Raw genomic sequence first — 24,099 nt, forward strand, 5'->3', positions numbered from 1 at the left:
CCCTCGCCGCGACCGTGCTGCTGGCGCAGCCGGTCTGGACTCCGAAGGCCGTCGAGGCCGTGGCGGCGCCCCCGGCCTGGGCGCGGCACCTGGTCCTGGCCTGCGGCCTCGACGAGCGTCTCGTCGCCGAGCTGGCCGAGTGCCTGCCCGCGGCCGACTGCCGCCGACTGGATCCGGGCGCGGGCGATCCGGCCGCGCGCTACCGGGCGCTCTGCCGGCAGCTCTTCGAGGTCCTGCAGGCGCAGGCCGGCGCGCAGGAGCCGACGCTGGTCCAGGTCGTGCTGGCGGGACAGGGCGGGCAACGCCTCTTCGCCGGGCTCGCCGGCCTGCTGAAGTCCGCCCGCCTGGAGAACCCCAAGCTTCTCGGCCAGCTCCTCGACGTCGGTTCCCCGGAGGCCGCACCGGCGCTGGCCGCGCGGCTGCGAGCAGATGCCTGCCGCCCCGAGGCTGCGGAGATCCGCTATGAGGGGCGGCAGCGCCAGGTGCCGGAGTGGGCGCTGCTGCCCGACGAGGGCGCGCCGCCGGCGCTGCCCTGGAAGGAGCGCGGCGTCTACCTGCTGGCTGGCGGCGCCGGCGGGCTCGGGCTGCTCCTGGCCGAGGAGATTGCGCGCCAGGTGCAGGGTGCGCGGCTGGTGCTGGCCGGGCGCTCGGCGCCGGGAGCCGAACAGCAGCGCCGCCTCGAGGCCCTGCGCGCCGCCGGCGCCACCGTCGAGTGGCGGCAGGCCGACCTCGCCCGCCGCGCCGAGGTCGAGGCCCTGGTCGCCGGAATCCTCGAGGCGCACGGCGGGCTCGACGGCGTCCTGCAGTGCGCCGGCCTGCTCCGCGACGGCTTCCTCCTGAACCAGACGGCCGCCGAGCTGGAGGCGGTGCTGGCGCCCAAGGTCGCCGGCACGGTCAATCTCGACGAGGCGACGGCGGGCCTGGCGCTCGACTTCTTCCTGCTGTTCTCCTCGGCGGCGGTCGCCCACGGCAGCGCCGGGCAGGCCGGCTACTGCGCCGCCAACGCCTTCCTCAACGCCTTCGCCGGGCAGCGCAACGAGCAGGTCGCGGCCGGGCGGCGCCGGGGCCGGACCCTGGCGCTCGACTGGCCGCTCTGGCGCGCGGGCGGCATGCGCCCCGGCGCGGCCGCCGAGCAGGCGATGACCCGAAGCACCGGGCTGGTGCCGCTGGAGACCGCCGCCGGCATGGCGGCGCTCTACCGCGGCCTGGCCTCCGGCCTTGGACGGGTCCTGGTGCTGGCGGGCGACCCGGCGGCGACGACGGCCTGGCTGGCGGGCGGAGAGAGGCCCGGCGCCGTGCCCGCCGTCCCAGGTCCCGAAGCCCCCGATCCCGCAGCCTGCGATTCGGCTGACCTGCGCCGCGAGGCCGCCCGCTGTCTCAAGGGGCTGCTCTCGGAGACCCTGGGGACGCCCGCCGCCCGCATCGACGCCGGTGCGCCGCTCGAGACCTACGGCCTCGATTCCATCGCCGTCACCCAGCTCAACCAGAAGCTGGAGGCGCACTTCGCTGGGCTGCCGAAGACGCTCTTCTACCAGCACCAGACGGTCGAGGCCCTGGCGGGCCACCTGGCCGACCGGTACCGCGACGCCTGCCTCGCCTGGACCGGCCTCGCCCTCTCGCAGCCGGCCGCAGCGCCCCCGGCGGAGTCGCTGCGCGGCGACGCCTCGGCACCTGCCGCCGCTCCGCTACGGCGCGCCCCGCTTCCGGAGGTCGTGGACTTCCCCGGCGGCCTCGCTCGCCCCCGGCCGGACGACACGCTGCAGGAGCCCATCGCCATCATCGGCATCAGCGGCCGCTACCCGGAGGCCGAGACGCTCGAGGCCTTCTGGGAGAACCTCCGGGCCGGCCGGGACAGCGTCGGCGAGATCCCGGCGGAGCGCTGGCCGCTGGACGGCTTCTACGAGCCCGACCCGGACCGGGCCGTCGCCGAGGGGCGCAGCTACAGCAAGTGGGGCGGCTTCCTCGAGGGCTTCGCCGACTTCGACCCGCTGTTCTTCAATATCGCGCCGCGCGACGCCCTGAGCCTCGATCCGCAGGAGCGGCTGTTCCTGCAGGCCTCTTGGCAGGTCCTGGAGGACGCCGGCTACACGCGCGAGACGCTGCGGCGCGACCACGGGCGCAACGTCGGCGTCTTCGTTGGCATCACCAAGACCGGCTTCGAGCTCCACGGGCCGGCGCTCTGGGCCCGCGGGCAGGCGATCCACCCGCACACCTCCTTCGGCTCGGTCGCCAACCGCGTCTCCTACTGCCTGGACCTGCGCGGGCCGAGCATGCCGATCGACACCCTCTGCTCCTCCTCGCTGACGGCGATCCACGAGGCCTGCCAGCACATCCGCAACGGCGACTGCGAGCTGGCGATCGCCGGCGGCGTCAACCTCTACCTGCACCCTTCGACCTATGTCGGGCTCTGCTCGGCCTACATGCTGTCGCGCGACGGGCGCTGCCGCAGCTTCGGCGCCGGCGGCAAGGGCTTCGTGCCGGGCGAGGGCGTCGGCGCGGTGCTGCTGAAGCGGCTGTCCCAGGCCGAGGCCGACGGCGACCGCATCCTCGCCGTGATTCGCGGCAGCAGCGTCAACCACGGCGGCAAGACCAACGGCTATACCGTGCCCAGCCCCGGCGCCCAGGCGGCGCTGATCGGCGACTGCCTGCGCAAGGCCGGGGTCGAGGCCTGCAGCCTCGGCTACGTCGAGGCCCACGGCACCGGCACCGAGCTGGGCGACCCGATCGAGGTCGCCGGCTTGACCGAGGCCTTCAGCCAGGAGGCGGGCGGGAGCGGCCTCTGCGCGCTCGGGTCGGTCAAGGCCAACGTCGGCCACCTCGAGGCCGCCGCCGGCATCGCCGGCCTGACCAAGATCGTCCTGCAGCTGCGCCACCGCCAGCTCGCGCCGAGCCTGCACGCCGGCGAGCCGAACCCCAACATCAACTTCGCCGCCACCCCCTTCGTCGTCCAGCAGGAGCTCGCCGAGTGGCGGCGCCCGGTGGTCGAGGTCGAGGGCGAGGCGCGCGAGTTGCCGCGCCGTGCCGGTCTCTCCTCCTTCGGGGCCGGCGGCGCCAACGCCCACCTGGTGATCGAGGAGTACCTGGCGCCGGAGCGGCCCGCGGCCGCGGCGCCGGCCGGGCCGGCGGTCGTCCTGCTGTCGGCGCGCAGCGAGGAGCGCCTGCGGCAGGTCGCGACCGACCTGCTGGCCTTCCTCGAGCGGGCGGACCCGGCCCCGGCGCTCCACGACCTCGCCTACACGCTGCAGGTCGGCCGCGAGCCGCTCGAGGAGCGCCTGGGCCTGGTCGTCGCCTCGCTCGCCGAGCTGAGGCAGGCGCTGGCCGACTTCCTGGACGGCCGCGACGACCCGCGGCTCCGCCGCGGCCGGATCGAGCGCAACCGCGAACGCCTCGCCGCTCTCGCCGCCGACGAGGCCTTCCAGGAGACGCTCGACAAGTGGCTGGCCGGCCGGCGCTACGACAGCCTGCTCGACTTCTGGGTCCGGGGCCTGCCGGTCGAGTGGGCGCGGCTCTACCCGGGCGACAGGCCGCGACGCATCGGCCTGCCGACCTATCCCTTCGCCCGGCAGCGCTACTGGTTCGACGACCTCGCGCCGGTCGAGGCGCCGGCGCCGCCCATCGAGCCCGCGGCCGAGCCAGCCGAGCTGATCGCGCTGCGGCCGGCCTGGGAGGCGGTCGGCATCCCCGAGGGCGACGTTCTGCCGGCGGCCGATGCGCGGATCGCGGTCGTCGGCACACCCGGGCAGCGGCAGGCGGTAGGCGCCGACTACCCGGCCGCCGCCGAGCTGGCGCTCGACGCCGGTGCCGATATCGCAACCCTCGCCGAGGCGCTGCGCCGCCTCGGGCGGCTCGACCATCTTGTCTGGTTCGCGCCGCCGGGCGATCCCGAGGCGGCGCTGGGCGCGGAGATCGTCGAGGCGCAGCAGGCGGGCGTGCTGCAGCTGTTCCGGCTGGTCAAGGCGCTGCTGCAGGAAGGCTATGGCGACGGCGGCTTCGGCCTCACCGTGGTCACCCGCCAGGCGTTGGCGGTGCAGGAGCGCGAGCGCGCCGACCCGACCCATGCCGCCGTTCACGGCCTCGCCGGCAGCCTGGCCCGCGAGCAGCCGGCCTGGCAGGTGCGCCTGCTCGACATCGGGGCCGAGGCTTCCTGGCCGCTGCCGGGCCTGTGGCGCCTGCCGCCGCACCCGCAGGCCGCCAGCTACGCCTGGCGCGGGCGGGAGTGGCTGGAGCAGCGCCTGCTGCGCCTGTCCGAGCTGCCGGCGCCCGGTCCCGGGCAGGAGGCCGCCGAGCCCTACCGCCGGCAGGGCGTCTACCTCGTGGTCGGCGGCGCCGGCGCCCTCGGCGAGGCCTGGAGCCGCATGTTGATCGAGCGCCATCAGGCGCGCCTCGTCTGGCTCGGCCGCTCGCCCCTGACGCCGGCGATCCAGGCAAAGCTGGACGGCCTGGCCGCCGGCGGCACCGCGCCCGAGTACCTGCAGGCCGACGCCCGCGATGCCGAGGCGCTGCGGCGCGCTCTCGAGGAGATCCGGCGCCGCCACGGCCAGGTCCACGGCGTCGTCGTCGCCACGCTCGGCGACTACGACAGGGGCCTCGCCGAGATGTCGGAGGCGCTGTTCGGCGAGATCCTCTCGACCAAGCTCGAGGTCGCCGTGCAGGTCGCGGACTGCTTCGCCGCCGGCCCCGAGGCGGTCCAGCCGGAGCCGCTCGACTTCCTCGCCTTCTTCTCCTCCCTGGTCGGCTTCGGCCGGACCGGCGGCATGGCCGGCTACGCCGCGGCCTGCAGCTTCACCGACGCCTTCGCCCGCCGCCTGGCCCTGGAACGGGACTTCCCGGTCAAGGTCGTCGACTGGGGCTACTGGGCGCTCGGCGGCGGCGCCCGCGTCTCCGAGGCGGTCAAGAGGCTGGTCGAGCGGCGCGGCGTGACGCCGCTCGAGCCGGAGCAGGGCCTGGCGGCGCTGGGCTGCCTCATCGCCTCGCCGCTGACGCAGCTCGCCGTGACCCGCACCAGCCGGCCGGAGCTGATCGAGAGCTTCGCCGCGGAGGAGTGGACGCGGCTGGCGCCGGCGCGCGGCCGCTCCTGCGCCGCCGCGCTCGCCGCCTTCCGGCCGGACGGCCCGGCGCCCGAGCCGGGCGAGGCGACCGAGGCGCTCAACGGCTGGATCGCCCGCCTGCTGTTCGTGCAGCTCTGCGCAATGGGCGCGCTCGGGCAGGGGGGGGCGCAGGGAGCAGAGGCGCTGCGCCGTCAGGCCGGCATCCTCGACAAGTACCAGCGCTGGTGGCGCGAGAGCCTCGAGGTCCTCCGCCAGTACGGCTACCTGCGCGCCGGCGCGGCGGGGCCGGTCGAGCTCGCGGGCGACCCGCCGGACGCCGGGCAGGCCTGGCGGGACTGGCAGGCCGAGAAGCCGCGCTTCCTGGCGGGCTCGGAGACGCGCACCCTGGCGGTGCTGGTCGAGGACTCCCTGGCGCAGCTGCCCGAGGTGCTGCGCGGCACGACCCTCGTCACGGACATCCTCTTCCCCGACGGCTCGCTGGCCAAGATCGAGGGGCTCTACAAGCACAACCGGATCTGCGACCACTTCAACGCCGTCGTCGCCGGGGCGGTCGAGGCCTTCGTCGCCGGCCGCGTCGCCGAGGATCCCGCCGCGCGCATCCGCATCCTCGAGATTGGCGCCGGCACCGGCGGCACCACCGACACGCTCCTGCCGCGCCTCGAGCCCTGGCGCGCCCACCTCGAGGAGTACTGCTACACGGACCTCTCGCGCTCCTTCTTCGACCATGCCCGCCAGCGCTACGGGGAGGCCTACCCCTACCTTCGCTACCGCCTGTTCGACGTCGAGCGGCCGCTGGACGGGCAGGGCATCGAGGCCGGCGGATACGATCTCGTGGTCGCGACCAACGTGCTGCACGCGACCCGCAGCCTGCGCAACACCCTGCGCAACGCCAAGGCGGCGCTCGGCGCCAACGGCCTGCTCGTCCTCAACGAGATCAGCGACAAGACGGTCTTCGCCTCGGTGCTCTTCGGCCTGATCGACGGCTGGTCGCTGGCCGAGGACGGCCACTGGCGGATTCCCGGCAGCCCCGGCCTCTATCCCGCGCAGTGGCGCAGCCTGCTGGAGCAGGAAGGCTTCGCGCCGGTGCTCTTCCCGGCCGAGGCGGACCACGCCCTGGGCCAGCAGATCGTCGTCGCCGAGAGCGACGGCCTGATCCGCCAGCGCGACGCCGGCGAGCGCCCGGCGGCGGCCCGCGCCGCCCGTGCGGCTTCGCCAGTCGTCAGCGAGAGCCCGCCGGCCGCCGGGGCAGGGGTGGAGCTTGGGGCGGATCTCGCCGGCACGGTCGAGGCGCTGATCCTCGAGGCGCTGGCCGGGGCCCTGGGCATCGAGCGCGAGGCGATCGACCTCGAGGTGCCCTTCTCGGACTACGGCATCGACTCGATCCTCGGCGTCGGCTTCGTCCAGCAGCTCAACCGCAGGCTCGGCCTGTCGCTGAAGACGACCGTCCTGTTCGACCACACCACGGCCGAGCGCCTGGCCCGCCACCTGCTCGCCGAGCACCGCGAGGCCGTCGGCCTCAAGGCTGCCCCGGCGGTCGCGCGCGAGGGAGGCGCCGGGCTCGCCGAGGCGCCGCCGCCCGCCGCATCGTCGGCGCCGCGGCCGGCCGGGCGCGGGGCGCCCGAGCCGACGGCCACGGACCCGGACGAGGCCGGCATCGCCGTGATCGGCCTCTCCGGCCAGTTCCCCGGCGCCGCCGACGCCGAGCGGTTCTGGCGCAACATGGTCGAGGGCGTGGACGCGGTCAGCGAGCTGCCGGCGCACTACCTCGACCCCGGCCGCTACAGCCCCGACCGGCAGCCCGGCAAGAGCTACTGCCGCTGGGGCGGCGTGCTGGAGGGGCGCGACTGCTTCGACCCGCTGTTCTTCAGCCTCTCGCCGCGCGAGGCGGAGTCGATGAACCCGCACCAGCGGCTGATTCTCGAGGAGAGCTGGAAAGCCCTGGAGGACGCCGGCTACGCGCCCCGGTCGCTCTCGCAGAGCCGCACCGGGGTCTTCGTCGGCTGCGAGCCGAGCGGCTACGTTCACGAGACCTTCACCGGCGCCTCCGACGCCATCGTCGCCTCGCGGCTGTCCTACTTCCTCGACCTCAAGGGCCCGGCCTTCGTCGTCAACACCGGCTGCTCCTCCTCCGGCGTCGCGCTGCACCTCGCCTGCGAGAGCCTGCGCACCGGCGAGTGCGACCTGGCGCTGGCCGGCGGCGCCTTCGCCGTGATGGGCGAGACCATCCTGGTCGGCCTGTCGCAGACCGAGATGCTGAGCCGCAGCGGCCGCTGCCGCTCCTTCGACGCCGAGGCCGACGGCATGGCCATGTCCGAGGGCGTCGGCATGGTCGCGCTGAAGCGCCTCGACCGGGCGCTGGCCGACGGCGACGCGGTCTACGGCGTGATCCGCGCCTCGGGCATCAACCAGGACGGCGCCAGCAACGGCATCACCGCGCCGAGCGGCCTCGCCCAGCAGCAGCTGATCGCCGAGGTCTACCGGCGCTTCGGCGTCGACCCCGAGCGCATCGGCTACGTCGAGACCCACGGCACCGGCACCCGCCTGGGCGACCCCGTGGAGGCCAACGCCCTGGTCGCGGCCTTCCGGCAGTTCACCGACAAGGCCGGCTACTGCGCGATCGGCAGCGCCAAGTCCCACATCGGCCACACCTCGGCCAACGCCGGCGTGACCGGGCTGATCAGCGTGCTGCTGTCGCTCAAGCACCGGCGCCTGCCGGCCCTGCTGCACTTCGAGCGGCTCAATCCGCTGATCGACTTCGAGGGCTCGCCCTTCTACCCGAACACCCGCCTCGCCGACTGGCGCTCGCCGGACGGACGGCCGCTGATGGCGGCCCTGAACTCCTTCGGGCACAGCGGCACCAACGTCCACCTGGTGATCGAGGAGTTCGTCGATCCGCGGCCCCTGGCCGCCGCGCCGGAGGCGCTGCCCGAGCTGATCCTGGTCTCGGCCCGCGACGAGGAGCGGCTGGAGGAGGCGCTGCGCCGGCTGCGGGACTTCCTCGAAGGCGAGGCCGGCGCCGAAGCCTCGCTCGCCGACGTCGCCTACACGCTGCAGACCGGCCGCGAGGCCCTGGAGCAACGCGTCGCCCTGGTCGCGCGCGACCGCGAGGACTTGCTCTGCGCCCTGGCCGCGCTGCTCGAGGGGCAGCCGGCGGCTGGCGCGGTCTGGCGCGGCCAGGTCGAGCCGAAGCGCGGCCGCGGGCAGCGCAGCAGCGTGGCCGGGGCGGAGGAGATCGAGGGCTGGCTCGCCGGGCGCAGCCTGGAGAGCCTCGCCGCCGCCTGGGTCGCGGGCGCGCCGGTCGACTGGACCCGGCTTTGTCGGCCGGCCGCGCCGCGCCGCCTGCACCTGCCGACCTATCCCTTCGCCCGCGAGCGCTACTGGAAGCCCGAGACGGCGAGCGGCCTCCCGGGCCCGGCGCCGCAGCTCCACCCGCTGGTCCAGGCCAACAGCTCGACGCTCCACGGCCAGGAATTCCGCTCGCGCTTCACCGGCGAGGAGTTCTTCCTGGCCGACCACCGGGTCCAGGGACGCCGGACGCTGCCCGGCGTCGCCTACTTGGAGATGGCGCGCGCCGCCGCGACGCTGGCGCTCGGTGGCGGCACGGCCTTCCGACCCCTCACGCTCGAGCACGTCGTGTGGACGGCGCCGCTGGCCGTCGAGGAGGTTGCGGTCGAGGTCTCGGTCGCCTTCGACGCGCCGCGGGAGGGCGCTGCGCGCTACCGCGTCGCAAGCCTGTCGCCGGACGGCGCCCGGCAGCTGCACCACCAGGGCCAGGTGCGCCTCGAGCCGCCGGCGCCCCTGCCGGCGCTGGACTTGTCCGCCTTGCGGGCCCGCTTCGCGGCCGGCGGCCTCTCGCCGGACGGCTGCTATGACGCGCTGGCAGCGGCGGGTGTCCGCTATGGGCCATCGCACAAGGGCTTGCGCTCCGTCTTTGCCTCGAAAGGTGAGGTGCTGGCCGAGCTGCGGCTACCGGAAGCCGTCGCCGGGACCGCCCAGGCCTACGCCCTGCATCCCTCGCTTCTCGACGCAGCCCTGCAGGCGACCGTCGCGCTCGCCCTGGACGGCGGGACGGCGGCGGACTCGGCCTCGCGACCGGTCCTGCTGCCCTTCGCGCTCGACTCGCTGGAGGTGCTCGGGCCCTGCGAGGCGACCCTCTGGGCCTGGATCCGTCCGTCCGAGGCGCCGGCGGTCGGGGAGGGCCTCAGCAGGCTCGACCTCGACCTCTGCTCCGAGATCGGCGAGGTGCGGGTGCGCCTGCGCGGCTTCGCCTCCCGCGTGCTGCGGGCGCCCGAAGCGGCGGCCTCGGTCGTCACGCGCTTCGAGGGCGGCGAGTTCTTCCTGAGTGACCACGGCGGCATGGTGCCCGCTGCCGTCTTCCTGGAGCTGGCCCGCCAGGCGGCCGCCACCCGCGGCGAGGTCACCGGCCTCGGCCAGGTGGTCTGGCCGCAGCCGCTGCTGCCGGGCGAGGGCGGCGGTGCCCTGGAGACGTTGCTGTCGGAGCGCGACGGCACGCTCGGCTTCTCGATGACGACGCGGAGCGCCGGGGCCGCGGCGGTGGTCCACTGCCAGGGGCAGGTGTCGCGCGATCCGGCCGAGGCTGCCGAGACGGCCCCGCGCAATCTCGCCGCGATCCGCGCGCGCTGCGGCGCCGCGCTCGACCGCCGGGACTGCGACGCGCTGCTGCGCTCGACCCACGGCCCGACGCTCCTGAGCATCGAGGAACTGCGCCACGGCGGCGAGGAGGCCCTGGCCCGGCTCCTGCTGCCGGAGGCGCTGCGGGACGACGGCTCCGACTGGATGCTGCATCCCAGCCTGCTCAACGGCGCGATCCTGGCCGGTGTCGCCTGGGCGCTGACCCGCCGTCCCGGCGCGCCGCTGCCGATGCCCTTCGCCCTGGAGCGCCTGCGGATCTTCCGGCCGCTGCCGGCGGCGCTGCTGGTCCACGTCCGCCGGTCCGGGGAGGCCGCGGCGCCGGGCGGCAGTCGCGAGACCCTCGACCTCGCGCTGCTCGATCTCGAGGGGCGCCCGCTCGCCCTGCTGGAGCGCTTCACCATCGTCTTCGGATCGCCGGACGACGCCCTAGTCCTGGCCGCGCCGGAATGGGTCGACCGGCCCCTGGCCGGTCCGGAAGTCTCCGGCCCGGAGGCCGCGCCGGTCTTCCTCCTGGCCGAGGGGCAGCCGGCGCTCGCCGCCGCGCTCCAGGCCCGCTGGCCGGCGGCGCGCCTGGAGAGGCTTGCCGCCTCGGCCGACGCGCCCGAGGCCGACTTCCTGCGGCTCCTCGCCTGCTGCCGGCCGCTGCTGGAGGAGAAGGAGGCTCGCCCGCTGCTCCTGCTGATGCGCGACGACGACCAGGCGCCGCTGCGCGGCGCGCTCACCGGCCTGCTGAAGACGCTGCGCCTGGAGCAGCCGCGCATCGCCGCGCAGACGGTGCTCCACCGCGCCAGCGACCCCGCCTCGACGGCGATCCTCATCGAAGCGCTGGCGGCGGAGATCGCGGCCGGCGAGCCCGATCCGGAGGTCCGCCTCGACGCCGAGGGACGCCGCCAGGTCAGGACCCTGGTCGAGCTGGAGCCGGCCGAGGCGCGGCCGGAGGGCGCCGCCTTCGCGCCCGGCGACGTCGTCTGGATCGCCGGCGGCCTGGGCGGCATCGGGCGGATCGTGGCGCGCTACCTGGGCGAGGAGCGCGGCGCGCGCCTGGTCCTGAGCGGCCGCTCGGCGCCCGACGCCGAGGGCCGGGCCTTCCTCGAGGCGCTGGAGCGGCGAGGCGTCGAGCTGCTGTACCTGCAGGCCGACGTCGCCGAGCCCGAGGCCGCCGCCGAGGCGGTGGCGCGGATCGAGGCGCGCTTCGGCGGCCTGCAGTCGATCGTCCACGCCGCCGGGGTCATCGAGGACGACTACCTGCGCCACAAGACGGCGGAACAGGCGGCGCGGGTGCTGCGCCCCAAGGTCGCCGGCGTGCTGGCGCTCGACGCGGCGACCCGGCACCTGCCCCTGAAGTCGCTGATTCTCTTCTCCTCGATCGCTGGCGTCCTGGGCAACCCCGGCCAGGCTGACTACGCCGGCGCCAACGCCTTCCTCGACGGCTTCGCCCGCTTCCGCAACGCCGAGGCGCGCCAGGGCCGGCGTGCGGGCCGGACGCTCTCGCTGGACTGGCCGCTGTGGCGCGACGGCGGCATGGCCATGGGTGCCGAGAGCGAGAGCCTAATGCGCCAGGCGACCGGCATGGCGGCGATGGACGCCGGCTCCGGCCTGCGCGCGCTCGAGCGGGCGCTGGACAGCGGGCAGGCGCAGGTCCTGGTCGCCTTCGGCGAGGCCGCCGCGATCCGCGAGCGGCTGCTGGCCTTCCGCCCGCCCAGGCCCGTCGCGGCGCTCCCGGAGGAGCGGCCGGAGGTGGATCCGGCCGCCGCCGACGCCCTGGAGCGGCGGCTGGCGCAGGCCGTCTCGGCCGACCTCGTGCGCTTGGTCGCGGAGGTCCAGCGCATCCGGCCGGAGCGGATCTCCCTGCAGCGCGACCTCTCTGACTACGGCTTCGATTCGATCAGCTTCACGCAGCTCGCCAACGCGCTCAACGGCCGCTTCGCGCTGTCGCTGATGCCGACGCTCTTCTTCGAGATCCCCGACCTTGCGGCCCTGGCCGGCCACCTGCTCGCCCGCCATCGGCCGGCGTTGCTGAAGACCTATGACCTGGAGGCGCAGCCGGAACCGGAGGCCCCGCAACCGGCGCTACAGCCGGCGCCGCGCACGCTCGCCGCGGCCCCGCTGCAGGCCGCCGCCGAGCCGGGCTCGGACAGCGACGCCATCGCCGTCATCGGCATCGGCGCCAAGCTGCCCGGCGCGGTCGATCTCGAGGACTTCTGGCGCCAGCTGGAGGCGGGGGCCGACCTGATCGGCGAGGTGCCGCCCGAGCGCTGGGACTGGCGGGCGATCTACGGCGACCCGCACGAGCAGCCCGGCCGGACCCGGGTCAAGTGGGGCGGCTTCCTGGCCGATGCCGACTGCTTCGACGCCGGCTTCTTCGGCATCTCGCCGGTCGAGGCGCAGGCCATGGACCCGCAGTTCAGGCTGTTCCTGGAAACGGTCTGGGCGACCCTGGAAGACGCCGGCTACGCGGCCGGCGCGTTGGCCGGCAGCCGCACCGGCGTCTTCGCCGGCGTCGCGACGGCCGACTACCGCGAGCTGCTGGTCGAGGCGCGGCGCCGCGGCCTCGTTCGCACCGGCAGCGAGCCCTTTCCCTTCATGGTCTCGAACCGGGTCTCCTACTGGTTCGACTTCCACGGCCCCAGCGAGGTCATCGACACGGCCTGCTCGAGCTCGCTGATCGCGGTCCACCGGGCGATCGAGAGCCTGCGCCAGGGCGCCTGCGACCTGGCTCTCGCCGGCGGCGTCAACGTCCTGGCCAGCCCGCGCATCACCGTCGCCTCGAGCCAGGCCGGCCTGCTCAGCGAGGACGGCCGCTGCATGACCTTCGACGCGCGGGCCAACGGCTACGTGCGCAGCGAAGGGGTCGCCGTGCTGCTGCTCAAGCCGCTGGCCAGGGCGCTCGCCGACGGCGACCGGATCCAGGGCGTCATCCGCGCCAGCGGCGAGAACCACGGCGGCCGCTCGAGCTCGCCGACGGCGCCCAACGCGGCGGCCCAGAAGCAGCTCCTGGTCGAGGTCTACGAGCGCGCCGGCATCGATCCGGCCACGGTCGGCTACATCGAGGCCCACGGCACCGGCACGGCGCTGGGCGACCCGGTCGAGGTCAACGGGCTGACCGCGGCCTTCGCCGAGCTCTATCACCGCCGCGGCGACGCCGCGCCGGCGGCGCCGGCCTGCGGCCTGGGCTCGGTCAAGGCCAACATCGGCCACCTGGAGGCGGCGGCCGGCGCGACCGGCCTGCTCAAGGTGCTGCTGATGCTCCGGCACCGCCGGATCCCGGGCAACCCGCAGCTGCGGGTGCCCAACCCCTACCTGCAGCTCGAGGGCTCGCCCTTCTACCTGGTCGGCGAGGGCGGTGCCTGGGAGCCGCCACTGGACGCGGCCGGCCGGCCGCTGCCGCGGCGGGCGGGCGTCAGCAGCTTCGGCGTCGGCGGCTCCAACGCCCACGTCCTGGTTGAGGAGTACCTGGGCCCGGACGCTCCGAGCGCGCCGGCGCACGAAGTGGACGCGCCGGCGCTGATCGTCCTCTCGGCCCGCGACGAGCCGCGCCTGCGGGCCGTGGCCGAGCGGCTGCTCGGCTTCCTGCGGGCGCGGCCAGACGGGTCCGCTCTGCGCGAGGAGCCCGGCCTGCGAGACAAACTCAATCTGCGCGAGCTCGCCTACACCCTGCAGGTCGGGCGCGAGGCCATGGCGCAGCGCCTGGCCTTCCAGGCGGACTCGCTGGCGGCGCTCGAGGGCAAGCTCGCCGGCTATGTCGAAGGCGCGCCGGTCGAGGGTCTCCTGGCCGGGCGGGTCGAGCCGGAGGGCGAAGACCTCCTGGCCTCGCACGACGAGGACCTGGAGGCCCTCGTCGGCGCCTGGATCGCCAAGGGCCGGCACGACCGGCTGCTGGCGGCCTGGGTCAAGGGGCTGCGGATCGACTGGCGCCGGCTCTATCCCGGGCGCCGTCCCGCGCGCATCGCCCTGCCGACCTATCCCTTCGCCCGGGAGCGCCACTGGCTGCCGCCTGCCGAGGCCGCGCCCGAGCCGGTGGCTCCGGACTCACCGGCAGAGCCGGACGACGCGGTCCTGGTCTTCGAGGAGGTCTGGTCCGAGGCGCCGCTGCCGGAGGCGCCGGCGAGCGGCGAGGCGGGCCGCCCGATCCGCCGGCTGCTCTGCTTCCTGTCGGACCCGGAGCGCCAGGAGGCCGCGGTCGCGCGGCTCCGCGCCCTCGCCCCCGGCACCGAGGTTCTCTTCGTCGAGCAGGGCGCCGGCGCGCCGCGAGCCGAGGCAGGGCGCTACCGCATCGACCCGGAGCGGCCGGAGAGCTACGCGGCGGCGCTACGGGCGATCCGCGAGACGGCCGGCGACGCCGACGCCCTCCTCTACCTCTGGCCGCTGGAGGAGCCGCGCCTGCTGTGCGACCCCCTGCCGATCCTGCATTTGCTGCAGGCCCTGGCCGCTGTCGGCGCCAGCCCGGGCCGGCTGCTCCTCTCGGGCACCTATGGCGACAGCCTGGAGCGCTGCCACCTGGATTCCTGGATCGCCTTCGAGCGCTCGCTCGCCAGCGTGCTGCCGCAGACCGAGGTGGTGGTCGTCTTCCGCGCGGCGGCCGGGCAGGGGACGGCCTTCCCGCTCGACGACTGGCTCGGCCGGCTCTGGGCCGAGCTGCAGGCGCCGCGGCTCGGCAGCGCCTGCCACGAGGGCGAGGTCCGCCTGGCGCCGCGCCTGCAGCCGGCCGGCCTGCGGCCCGCCGGAGAGAGCCTGCTGCGGCAGGGCGGCACCTACCTGATCACCGGCGGCTGCGGCGGCCTGGGCCGGGCCTTCGCCGAGCATCTTGCGGGGCGCTACGCCGCGCGCCTGCTGCTGACCGGCCGGGCGCCGCTCGACGACGGCCGGCGCGCGACGCTGCAGCGCCTGCGCGACCTCGGCGGCGAGGTCCTCTACCGCCAGGTCGAGGCGGCGGACGAGGGGGCCCTGCGGGCGGCCGTCGCCGAGGCCGAGGAAGCCTGGGGCCGGATCGACGGCGTCCTCCACGCCGCCGGCGTCGGCGGCGCCGCGCCCGTGCTGAAGGCCGACCCCGCGGCCTTCCGGGCCGTGCTGGAGGCCAAGGTCGCCGGCACCGAGGTGCTCGAGCGGGTCTTCTCGGAGCGGGCGCCGGACTTCCTCTGCCACGTCTCCTCTTCTTCCGCGATCCTGGGCGACCTCGGCTCCTGCGACTACGCCCTCGGCAACCGCTTCCAGACTGCCAGCGCCCGCTACGCCGAGGGTCCCGGGCGGCGGCTGGCGATCAACTGGCCGCTGTGGCGCGACGGCGGCCGCGGCCTCGGCGATGCCGAGCAGACACGGCTCTATCTCGAAGCGAGCGGCCAGCGCGGCCTCGCATCCGAGGAGGGCCTCGAGCTCTTCGAGCGTCTGCTGGACCAGGACGGCTCCCAGTACCTGGTGCTGGCCGGTCGGCCCGAGCGCCTGCGGCGCATCGCCGGAGCGCCCCCAGGCAATCCCGCCGACCCGGGCGCGCCGAGACTGCAGTGCGACCAGGCTCCCGCCCGGCCCGTGGGGCGCACCGGCGGCGGCCTGGAGCAGCGCGTCCTCGAGGACCTGAGGGAGCAGGTGCGCGAGCTGCTCGGCAGCAGGCCCGAGGATCTGCGGGCCGACCGCAACCTCGCCGACTTCGGCTTCGACTCGATCAGCCTCGCCGAGTTCGCCCGCGTCCTGGCCCGCTTCTATTCCCTGGAGATCAGCCCCTCGCTGTTCTTCAGCTACGCCACCCTCGGACGCCTCGCCGGCTACCTCACGACCCGGGAGCGCGCGGCGCTGGAAGCCTTCTACGGCGAGCGGGAGGCGCGGGCCGCAAGCGAGCCGGCACCCTCCGCGCAAGCGCTGCCCGCGCCGGCGCCCGCACGCGAAGCCGGCCTCGACGAGCCGATCGCCATCCTCGGCACCAGCGGCCGCTTCCCCAAGGCGCGCAGCGTCGAGGAGCTGTGGCGCCTCCTCGAAGAGGGCGTCGACGCCGTCGAGGAGATCCCCGCCGACCGCTTCGACTGGCGCCGCTACTACGCGGCGGCCGAGGGCGAGCCCGGGCGCACCAACAGCAAGTGGTGCGGCGCCATCCCGGGCATCGCCGAGTTCGATCCGCTGTTCTTCGAGATCTCGCCGCTCGAAGCCGAGCGCATGGACCCCCGCCAGCGCCACCTGCTGCAGGAGTCCTGGCTGGCGCTGGAGAATGCGGCCTACGGCCCGGCGCAGATCGCCCGCCAGCGCATCGGCATGTTCGTCGGCGTCGAGGAGGGCAGCGACTACCAGCGGCGCCTGGAGCAGGTCAGCCTGACCTCCACCCACAACGGCATCCTCGCCTCGCGCCTGGCCTACTTCCTCGACCTCAAGGGCCCGGTCATGGCCCTCAACACCGCCTGCTCCTCGGCGCTGGTCGCCGCTCACATGGCCTGCCAGAGCCTGCGCCAGGGCGAGTGCGACGCGGCCGTCGCCGCCGGCGTCAACCTGCTGGTCTCGCCTGAGGCCTACGTCGGCATGACCCAGGCCGGCATGCTGTCGCCGGACGGCCGCTGCCGGGTCTTCGACCGCGGCGCCAGCGGCATGGTGCCGGGCGAGGCGGTCGCCGTGGTCGTGCTGAAGCGCCTGTCGCGGGCGCTCGCCGACGGCGACCCGATCCAGGCGGTGATCCGCGGCAGCGGCGTCAACTACGACGGCCGCACCAACGGCATCACCGCGCCGAGCGGCCTCTCCCAGAGCGAGCTGCTGCGCGGCGTCTACGAGCGCTGCCGGCTCCGGCCGCAGGACATCGGCTACGTCGTCGCCCACGGCACCGGCACCCGCCTCGGCGACCCGGTCGAGATCAACGCGCTCAACGAGGCCTTCACCGAGGGCCGGGGGGACGGGGAAGCTGTGGAGCAGGGCTGGTGCGCCCTGACCTCGACCAAAAGCAACCTCGGGCATACCTTCGCGGCCTCGGGTCTGGTCAGCCTGATCGCCCTGGTCGAGGCGCTGCGCCACGCCACCATCCCGGCCAGCCTCCACTGCGAGGAGGAGAGCGACTACATCCGCTGGCGCGAGAGCCCCTTCTACGTCAACAAGCAGGCGCGGCCCTGGCCGGCCGAAGCCGGCCGACCCCGTATCGGTGCGGTCAGCGCCTTCGGCATGAGCGGCACCAACGCCCACCTCGTGGTCCAGGAGCATTTCGCCGACACCGGGCCCGCGCCGGAGCCGGCGCCCTGGCACCTGCTGGCGCTCTCGGCGCGCACCGCCGAGGCGCTCCGCGACGCCGTCGGGCGCCTCGGCGCCTGGCTGCGGACGCCGGCGGCGGCGGCCGCGGGCCTGCCCGCCATCAGCTACACGCTGCTGCAGGGTCGGCAGCATTTCGAGCACCGCTGCATCTTCCTCGCCCGCGACCTCGAGGAAGCGGCCGAGGCGCTTTGGCGCGCCGAGAATCCTGACAGTTTCGGTATCGTCGCCAGCGACTTCGCCGGCGATCCTGCGGCGGAAGATGAGGTAGCCGACCTCTGCCGCCGCGCCGCCGGCCTCGCCGCGGAGCCGGAGGCCTACCGCACCCTGCTGCTGGCGCTGGCGGACTTCCACTGCCGCGGCCAGGCCGTCGACTGGTCGGCGCTCTTCCCGCTGCCGCCGCGGCGCGTCCGCCTGCCGGGCTACGCCTTCGCCCGCGAGCGCCACTGGCTCGAGGAGCGGGAGCAGGAGCCCCGGCCGGCGGCGGCCGAGGCGCCGCGCAACCGGCTCCACCCGCTGGTCGACCGCGCGGACCCGGACCCGGAGCGGCAGCGCTTCTTCGGCCGTGTCGGCCCGGAGGACTCGCGCTGCGGGGAGGAGGCGACCTTCCTGCCGACGCTCTTCTGTCCCGAGATGGCACGCTTCGCCGCGCAGCAGGCCCTGGGCCGGCCGGTCGCGGCCCTCGCCAACCTGGTCTGGGGCGCGCCGCTGGCCGCCCGTCCGGACGGCGAGACCCTGGCCGTCGAGCTCTACCGCGCCGGCGAGACGGTCGCCTACGGCATCGAGCGCGAGGGCGCAGAGGGCCGCTGCAGCCAGATCGGCGAGATCCTCCCGGCGGCCGTCGAGGCCGTGCCGGAGCGCGTCGACCTCGCGCGCCTGCGCGCCGGCCTGAAGCCTGTCGCTCTCGAGGGTCTGCTGGCGGCGCTGCCGCGCGACGGCGCGGTCTACGCCGACGCGACGCGCCTGCTGGCGACACTGGTTCTGCCGGAGGATGCGGACGATCGCACCGCCGGCATGCCCTTCCAGCCCTGCTACCTGGAGGCCGCCTGGCGCCTGGCCAGCCTGCTCGCGCGCCGCGGCGGCGCGGAGCAAAGGCTGCATCCCTTCTCCCTGCGGCACATAGAGGCGAGGGGCCCGATGCCCGGCCGGGTGACGCTGCAGCTGACGCGGCGGGCGGGCGCCGGCGCGGCGATCCCGACCTTCGACGCGGTCTTCTACGACGCGACCGGCGCCGCCTGCGCCTGGCTCAGCGACTTCGCGATGACGACGGCCGACCGGCTGGCGGACATCCCCCTTGGAACCGGCCCCCTTGGAACCGGCCAGACGCGCGAGGCCCGATCGTGAGCCAGCCCTTCAAACTCTGCATCGTCGGCGGCGGCCCGCTCGGCATCGGCCTCGGCCGGGAGCTGAACGACGGCGGCATCGACTACGACCTCTACGAGTCCGAGGCGGACCTCGGCGGCGTCTGGAACGCCGAGGGCGCGAGCGGGCGGGTCTATCCCTCGCTCCACCTGATCTCGCCGAAGTTCAACACCCAGGTCCCCGACTACCCGATGCCGGAGCACTACCCGCCCTATCCGAACCACCGGATGATGCTGGCCTACATCCGCGCCTACGCCCGCGACTTCGGCGTCTACGACAAGGCCGTGCTCAACACCTCGGTGACCTGGATCGAGCCGAGCGGGGCGGGCTGGGAGGTCGAGCTGTCGAGCGGTCAGCGCCGGCGCTACGACATGGTCGCCGTCTGCAACGGCGCCCAGCGCGTGCCGCGCTACCCCGACCCGCCCTATCCGGGCGCCTTCGGCGGCGAGGTCCTGCACTCCATGGACTACAAGTCGCCCGACCAGGTCCGCGGCAAGCGCGTCCTGGTCGTCGGCGCGGGCAACTCCGGCTGCGACCTCGCGGTCGACGCCTGCCACGTCGCCGAGGAGGTCCATCACAGCACCCGGCGCGGCTACCACTATTATCCGAAGTTCATCGGCGGCAAGCCGACGCCGCAGTGGATGCTGCAGCTCGGCAACAAGTTCCAGTCGCGCGAGGAGACCATGGCCTACGTCCAGCAAGTCTTCCAGCTGGCCGGCTACGACGGCGCCGACTACGGCCTGCGCCGTCCCGACCATCCGCTCGACGCGGCGCACCCGATCATGAACTCGCAGATCCTCTATCACATCGGCCACGGCGACATCCTGCCGAAGGACGACGTCGCGCGCTTCGCGGGCCGGCGGGTGCACTTCCGCGACGGCGCCAGCGCCGAGGTCGACGTCGTCATCTACGCGACCGGCTACGACCGCGACTTTCCCTTCCTCGACCCGGCGCTGCTGGAGTGGAAGGACGGCATCCCCGACCTCTTCATCCACATCGCGCCGCGCTCCCTCGACAACATCTTCTTCTTCGGCTTCGTCAACGCGGCCGCCGGCCTCGGCGACGGCCTCAGGCTGCAGGGCCAGTTCGTGCGCAGCTACATCCAGGCCTACCGGCAGAAGACGCCCGGCTTCCGCCGCTTCGTCGCCGCCAAGCAGCAGGACGACCCGGACCTGGGGCAGGACTACTTCGTCGAGTCCCACCGGCACCTCTGGGAGGTCGACTTCTGGAAGTTCCTGAAGTGCGCGCGCCACTACCGCGACATGCTCGACGAGCCGGCGCCATCGTCCGCGGACCCTGGCCTGCCGGAGACGCAGGATGTCTGAGAGCCCCGAGGAGCTCGCCGCCCGGATGCGCCGGCAGCTCGAGGAGGAGCTGGTCGCGGCGGCCCGGAAGCAGGCCGGCGCCGCGCGCCCGGCCCGGCAGGCGGACCGGACGGCGCGGCAGGAGGCGCCGCCGGCGGAGCCGCAGGCCGCCGCCGAGTCCGTCCCCGCGAAGGACCCGAGTGCCGCCCCGCCGCGCTTTGCCGCCGCCATCGCCGAGATCGCGGCGACCGTGCTGAAGATCCCGCCGGAGCGGCTCGACCCGCGCGAGAAGATGTCGCGCTACGGCGTCGACTCGATCATCGTCACCGAGATCGTCCGGCGCATCTCGGACCTGCTCGACCTGCCGATCGCGCCGACGGTCTTCTTCGAGGCGCGGCACCTGGAGGAGCTGGCGGAGATCCTGCACCGGCGCTACCCCCGGGTCGTCGCGGAGCGCTTCGCCGAGGCGGGCGAGGCCGAAAGGCCGCCGGCCGCCGAGCGCCTGCCGGTCGAAGGTCCCGCGGCGCCGGAAGCCGCCGCCGTTCCGGCGGCCGAGGCCGAGGGGGAGGTCCAGGACTGGATCGCCCGCTTCCGGGCGATCGCCGCCGGCGCCGCGCCGCCGGCCGAGGCGGCGCCCGTTGCCCCTGCAGCCGCGCCCGGCGTCCGTCGGGGCGGCGAAGGCGGCTACGAGCCGGTCGCGATAATCGCCATGGAGGGCACCTTCCCGGAGAGCCCCGACCTGGCCGCCTTCGAGCGGCACCTGCGCGCCGGCGACGACTGCATCCGCGAGGTGCCGCCCGACCGCTGGGACTGGCGCCGGGTCCACGGCGACCCGCAGGCCGGCGAGTTCACCAACGTCAAGTACGGCGGCTTCGCGCCGGACATCGACAAGTTCGACCCGCTGTTCTTCGGCCTGTCGCCGCGTGAGGCGGCGCTGATGGATCCGCAGCACCGCCTGTTCATCCAGTGCGTCTGGAAGCTCTTCGAGTCAGCCGGCTACGCGCCGGGCTCGCTGTCAGGGCGCAAGGTCGGCCTGTTCATCGGCATCAACCTGCAGGACTACGCCCACCTGATCGACCGCGCCGGCGCCATGGAGGCGCTGCACCTGACCAGCCTGGGGCACATGTTCTGCCCGAACCGCCTGTCCTTCCTGCTCGACATCCACGGCCCCAGCCAGGTCATCGACACCGCCTGCTCGAGCTCCCTGGTCGCCCTGCACCGGGCGGTGCTGAGCGTCCAGCACGAGGGCTGCGAGATGGCCGTGGCCGGCGGCGCCAACCTGCTGATCTCGCCGGACATGCACATCATGTACAGCAAGGTCGGCATGATCTGCGAGGACGGGCGCTGCAAGACCTTCTCGCGCGAGGCCAACGGCTATGTGCGCGCCGATGGCGTCGGCGCCGTGCTGCTGAAGACCCTGTCCCATGCCGAGCGGGACGGCGACACCATCCTGGCCGTGGTCCGCGGCTCGGCCGAGAACCACGGCGGCCAGTCGACCTCGCTGACCGCGCCCAACCCCAAGGCCCAGGCGAGCCTGATCGTCGAGGCGCACCGCCAGGCTGGCATCGACCCGCGCAGTGTCGGCTACATCGAATGCCACGGCACCGGCACCGCGCTCGGCGACCCGATCGAGATCAACGGCCTGAGGATGGCCTTCGAGGCGCTGCACGCCGAGGCCGGCCTGGCGCCGCCGGTGCGGGCCTACTGCGGCCTGGGCTCGGTCAAGTCGAATATCGGCCACGCCGAGACCGCGGCCGGCATCGCCGGCGTCGTCAAGACGGTGCTGGCGCTGCGCAACCGGCGGCTTTACCCGACCCTGCACTGCGCCGAGCTCAACCCGATGATCGAGCTGGAGGGCTCGCCCTTCTTCATCCTGCAGGAAGGCCGCGAGTGGCCGCGCCCGCTGGTCGAGGGCGAGGCGCAGCCGCGGCGCGCTGGCGTCAGCTCCTTCGGCGCCGGCGGCTCCAACGCCCACGTGGTCATCGAGGAGTACCTGGCTGCACCGGTCCCGCCGCCGCCGCCGGCGCCGGCGCTGATCCTGCTGGCGGCGCGCAACCGGGCGCGCCTGGACGAGGTCGTCGGGGGCCTGCGCGCCTTCCTCGCGCAGGACGCCGAGACGGCGCCGGACCTTGCCGACATCGCCTACACCCTGCAGGTCGGCCGCGACGCCATGGCCGAGCGGCTGGCGCTGGTCGTCGGCTCGCTCGCCGAGCTGCGCGAGCGGCTCGCGCGGATCGCCGAGGGCGGCGCGCCGCCGGAGGGCTGCTGGCGGGGCAGCGTCAAGGGCGGCAAGGCCGCGGCCCCGGCCGGCCCGGACCTCTCGCTGGCCGCTCTTGGCCGCCGCTTCGCCGAGGGCGCCCTGGCCGAGCTCGCGGCGCTCTGGACCCAGGGCGTGCCGCTCGACTGGCCGGCGCTCCACGAGCAGGTCGAGCCGGCCGGCCGCAAGCCGCGCCGCATCGCCCTGCCGAGCTATCCCTTTGCCCGGCAGCGCCACTGGCTGCCGGAGGCGGCGGGCGCGCAACCCGACCGCCGGGGCGCGCCGGCGGCGCCCGTCCTGCACCCCCTGGTCCACCGCAACACCTCGGATCTTTCCGGCGGGCAGCGCTTCACCTCGCTCTTCACCGGCCGGGAGTTCTTTCTCGCCGACCATGTCGTGCTGGGCGAGCGGGTGCTGCCGGGCGTCGCCTACCTGGAGATGGCGCGCGCCGCCGTCGCGCTCGCCAGCCCCGAGAAGGACCCGGCCGCCATCCGTCTGACGCAGGTCGTCTGGGCGCGGCCCTTCGCCGTCGGCGAGCGGCCGGCGCCGCTGCACGTCGCGCTGGAGAGCCTCGGCGAGGGGCATGTCGCCTACCGGATCTACAGCGACGGCGAGGGGTCGGAAAGCGCGCAGATCCTGCACGGCCAGGGCAGGGCGGTCCAGCAGGCGCCGGCCCCGGCGCCGGAGCGCTTCGACCTGGCGGCGCTGCGCCGGGCCGTCGCCGGCGAAGAGCCCGATCGCTTCCGGCTCGAGGGCGCGCGCTGCTATGCGGCCTTCGCGGCCCTGGGCATCGCCTACGGGCCTGGCCACCAGGGCCTGGAGTACCTCTATTTCTCGCAGCCCGACGCGGCCGGCGCCGCGGCGGCCCGGCCCCAGGTGCTGGCACGGCTGGCGCTGCCTGCCGGCGGGGCCGCCCAGGCGCCGGCCTTCGCGCTTCATCCGGGCCTGCTGGACTCGGCCCTGCAGGCCTGCATCGGCCTGATGGCGGGTGCCGGCCAGGCTCTGCCCGACGGCACCTCGACGGCGGCAGGACCCGCGGCAGCGCTGCCCTTCGGCCTGGACAGCTTCGAGCTGCTGGCGCCGCTGCCGGCGACGCTCTGGGCCTGGATCCGCTACGCCGAGGGCAGCGGCCCCGGCGACCGCCTGCAGAAGCTCGACCTGGACCTCGCCGACAAGGAGGGGCGTGTCTGCGCCCGCCTGCGCGGCTTCTCCTCGCGCACGCCGGAGCCGCGCGCCGCCGCGCCGGAGCCGGCGGCAGAGACCCTGCTGTGCCGGCCGGCCTGGGTCGAGCGGCCGGCCGAGGCCACTGCCGGGGAGCCCGCCTGGGCCCGGCGGCAGGTCCTGCTGTGCGACCTGCAGGAGTTCTTTCCGGCGGGGCTCGAGGCCGAGATCGCCGCCGGGCTGCCCGGCGCCACCTGCACCCGGCTCGCCCTGGGCGGGGCAACCGGCGAGTGGTACGGGCAGGTGGCGCTCGGCCTCTTCGAGGCGGTCAAGGCGGCGCTCGATGGCAAGGGGCGCGCCCTGGTCCAGGTCGTCGTGCCGGGGCGGGGCGAGGGCCGGCTGCTCGCCGGCCTGACCGGGCTGCTGCGCACGGCCAACCGCGAGAGCGCGCGGGTCTTCGGCCAGCTGATCGAGGTCGAGACCGCGGATGGGCTGGTCGCGAGGCTCCTGGCGGAGGGCCGCAACCCGGCCGAGGCACAGGTTCGCTACCGCGGCGCGCGGCGCCAAGTGCTGGAGTGGCAGGAGGCCGAGCGTGCCACGGGCCCGTCCGAACGTCCCTGGGCCGGCCTGCCCTGGAAGGAGGGGGGCGTCTATCTCGTCACCGGCGGCGGCGGCGGACTGGCGCAGCTCTTCGCCCGCCGGCTCGCCGCGCAGGTTGGCGGCGCCACCCTGGTCCTCTGCGGGCGCTCGGCGCCCAACGCCGCCACGCAGGCGCGGCTCGAAAGCCTGGCCGCGGCCGGCCTGACGGTGCATTACCGGCAGCTCGACGTGACCGACCGGGCGCAGGTCGTGGCGCTGGTCGGCGAGCTGCTGGAGAGCCACGGGCGTCTCGACGGCGTGCTGCACGCCGCCGGCCTGCTGCGCGACAACTTCATGGTCCGCAAGACGGCGGCGGAGTTCGAGGCGGTGCTGGCGCCCAAGGTCGCCGGGGCGCTGCACCTCGACGCGGCGACCGCGGCGCTCGACCTCGACTTCTTCGCGCTCTTCGGCTCGGCGGCCGGCGCCTGGGGCAGCGCCGGGCAGGCCGACTATGCGGCCGCTAACG

3 protein-coding genes (1 of these 3 only partly in view) are annotated in these 24,099 nt (G+C 75.0%); all 3 read left to right on the forward strand.

All coding sequences use genetic code 11. From position 1 onward, the window contains the following. The first annotated feature begins 14 nt into the window (after positions 1 to 14). Tightly spaced (each overlapping or abutting the next), the 3 genes in view from WD341_RS13980 to WD341_RS13990 form a layout consistent with a single transcriptional unit that may run on beyond the window. Positions 15 to 18,254, forward strand: coding sequence for an SDR family NAD(P)-dependent oxidoreductase (locus WD341_RS13980; protein ID WP_368426082.1), 18,240 nt, complete (start codon positions 15 to 17; stop codon positions 18,252 to 18,254). Next, positions 18,251 to 19,597, forward strand: a complete 1,347-nt coding sequence (locus WD341_RS13985) for a flavin-containing monooxygenase (RefSeq protein WP_368426083.1) — start codon at positions 18,251 to 18,253, stop codon at positions 19,595 to 19,597. Before WD341_RS13980 ends, WD341_RS13985 begins: the two co-directional genes overlap by 4 nt. Next, positions 19,590 to 24,099, forward strand: the 5' portion of a protein-coding gene (locus WD341_RS13990) for an amino acid adenylation domain-containing protein (protein WP_368426084.1). The gene runs 14,168 nt beyond the window's last position; 4,510 of the gene's 18,678 nt are visible here — the first part of the coding sequence; it begins with the start codon at positions 19,590 to 19,592; the stop codon falls past the right edge of the window. The genes WD341_RS13985 and WD341_RS13990 overlap by 8 nt, the downstream gene beginning before the upstream one ends.

This window comes from Tistlia sp. (genome assembly GCF_040905785.1).
GTDB lineage: Bacteria > Pseudomonadota > Alphaproteobacteria > Kiloniellales > DSM-21159 > Tistlia.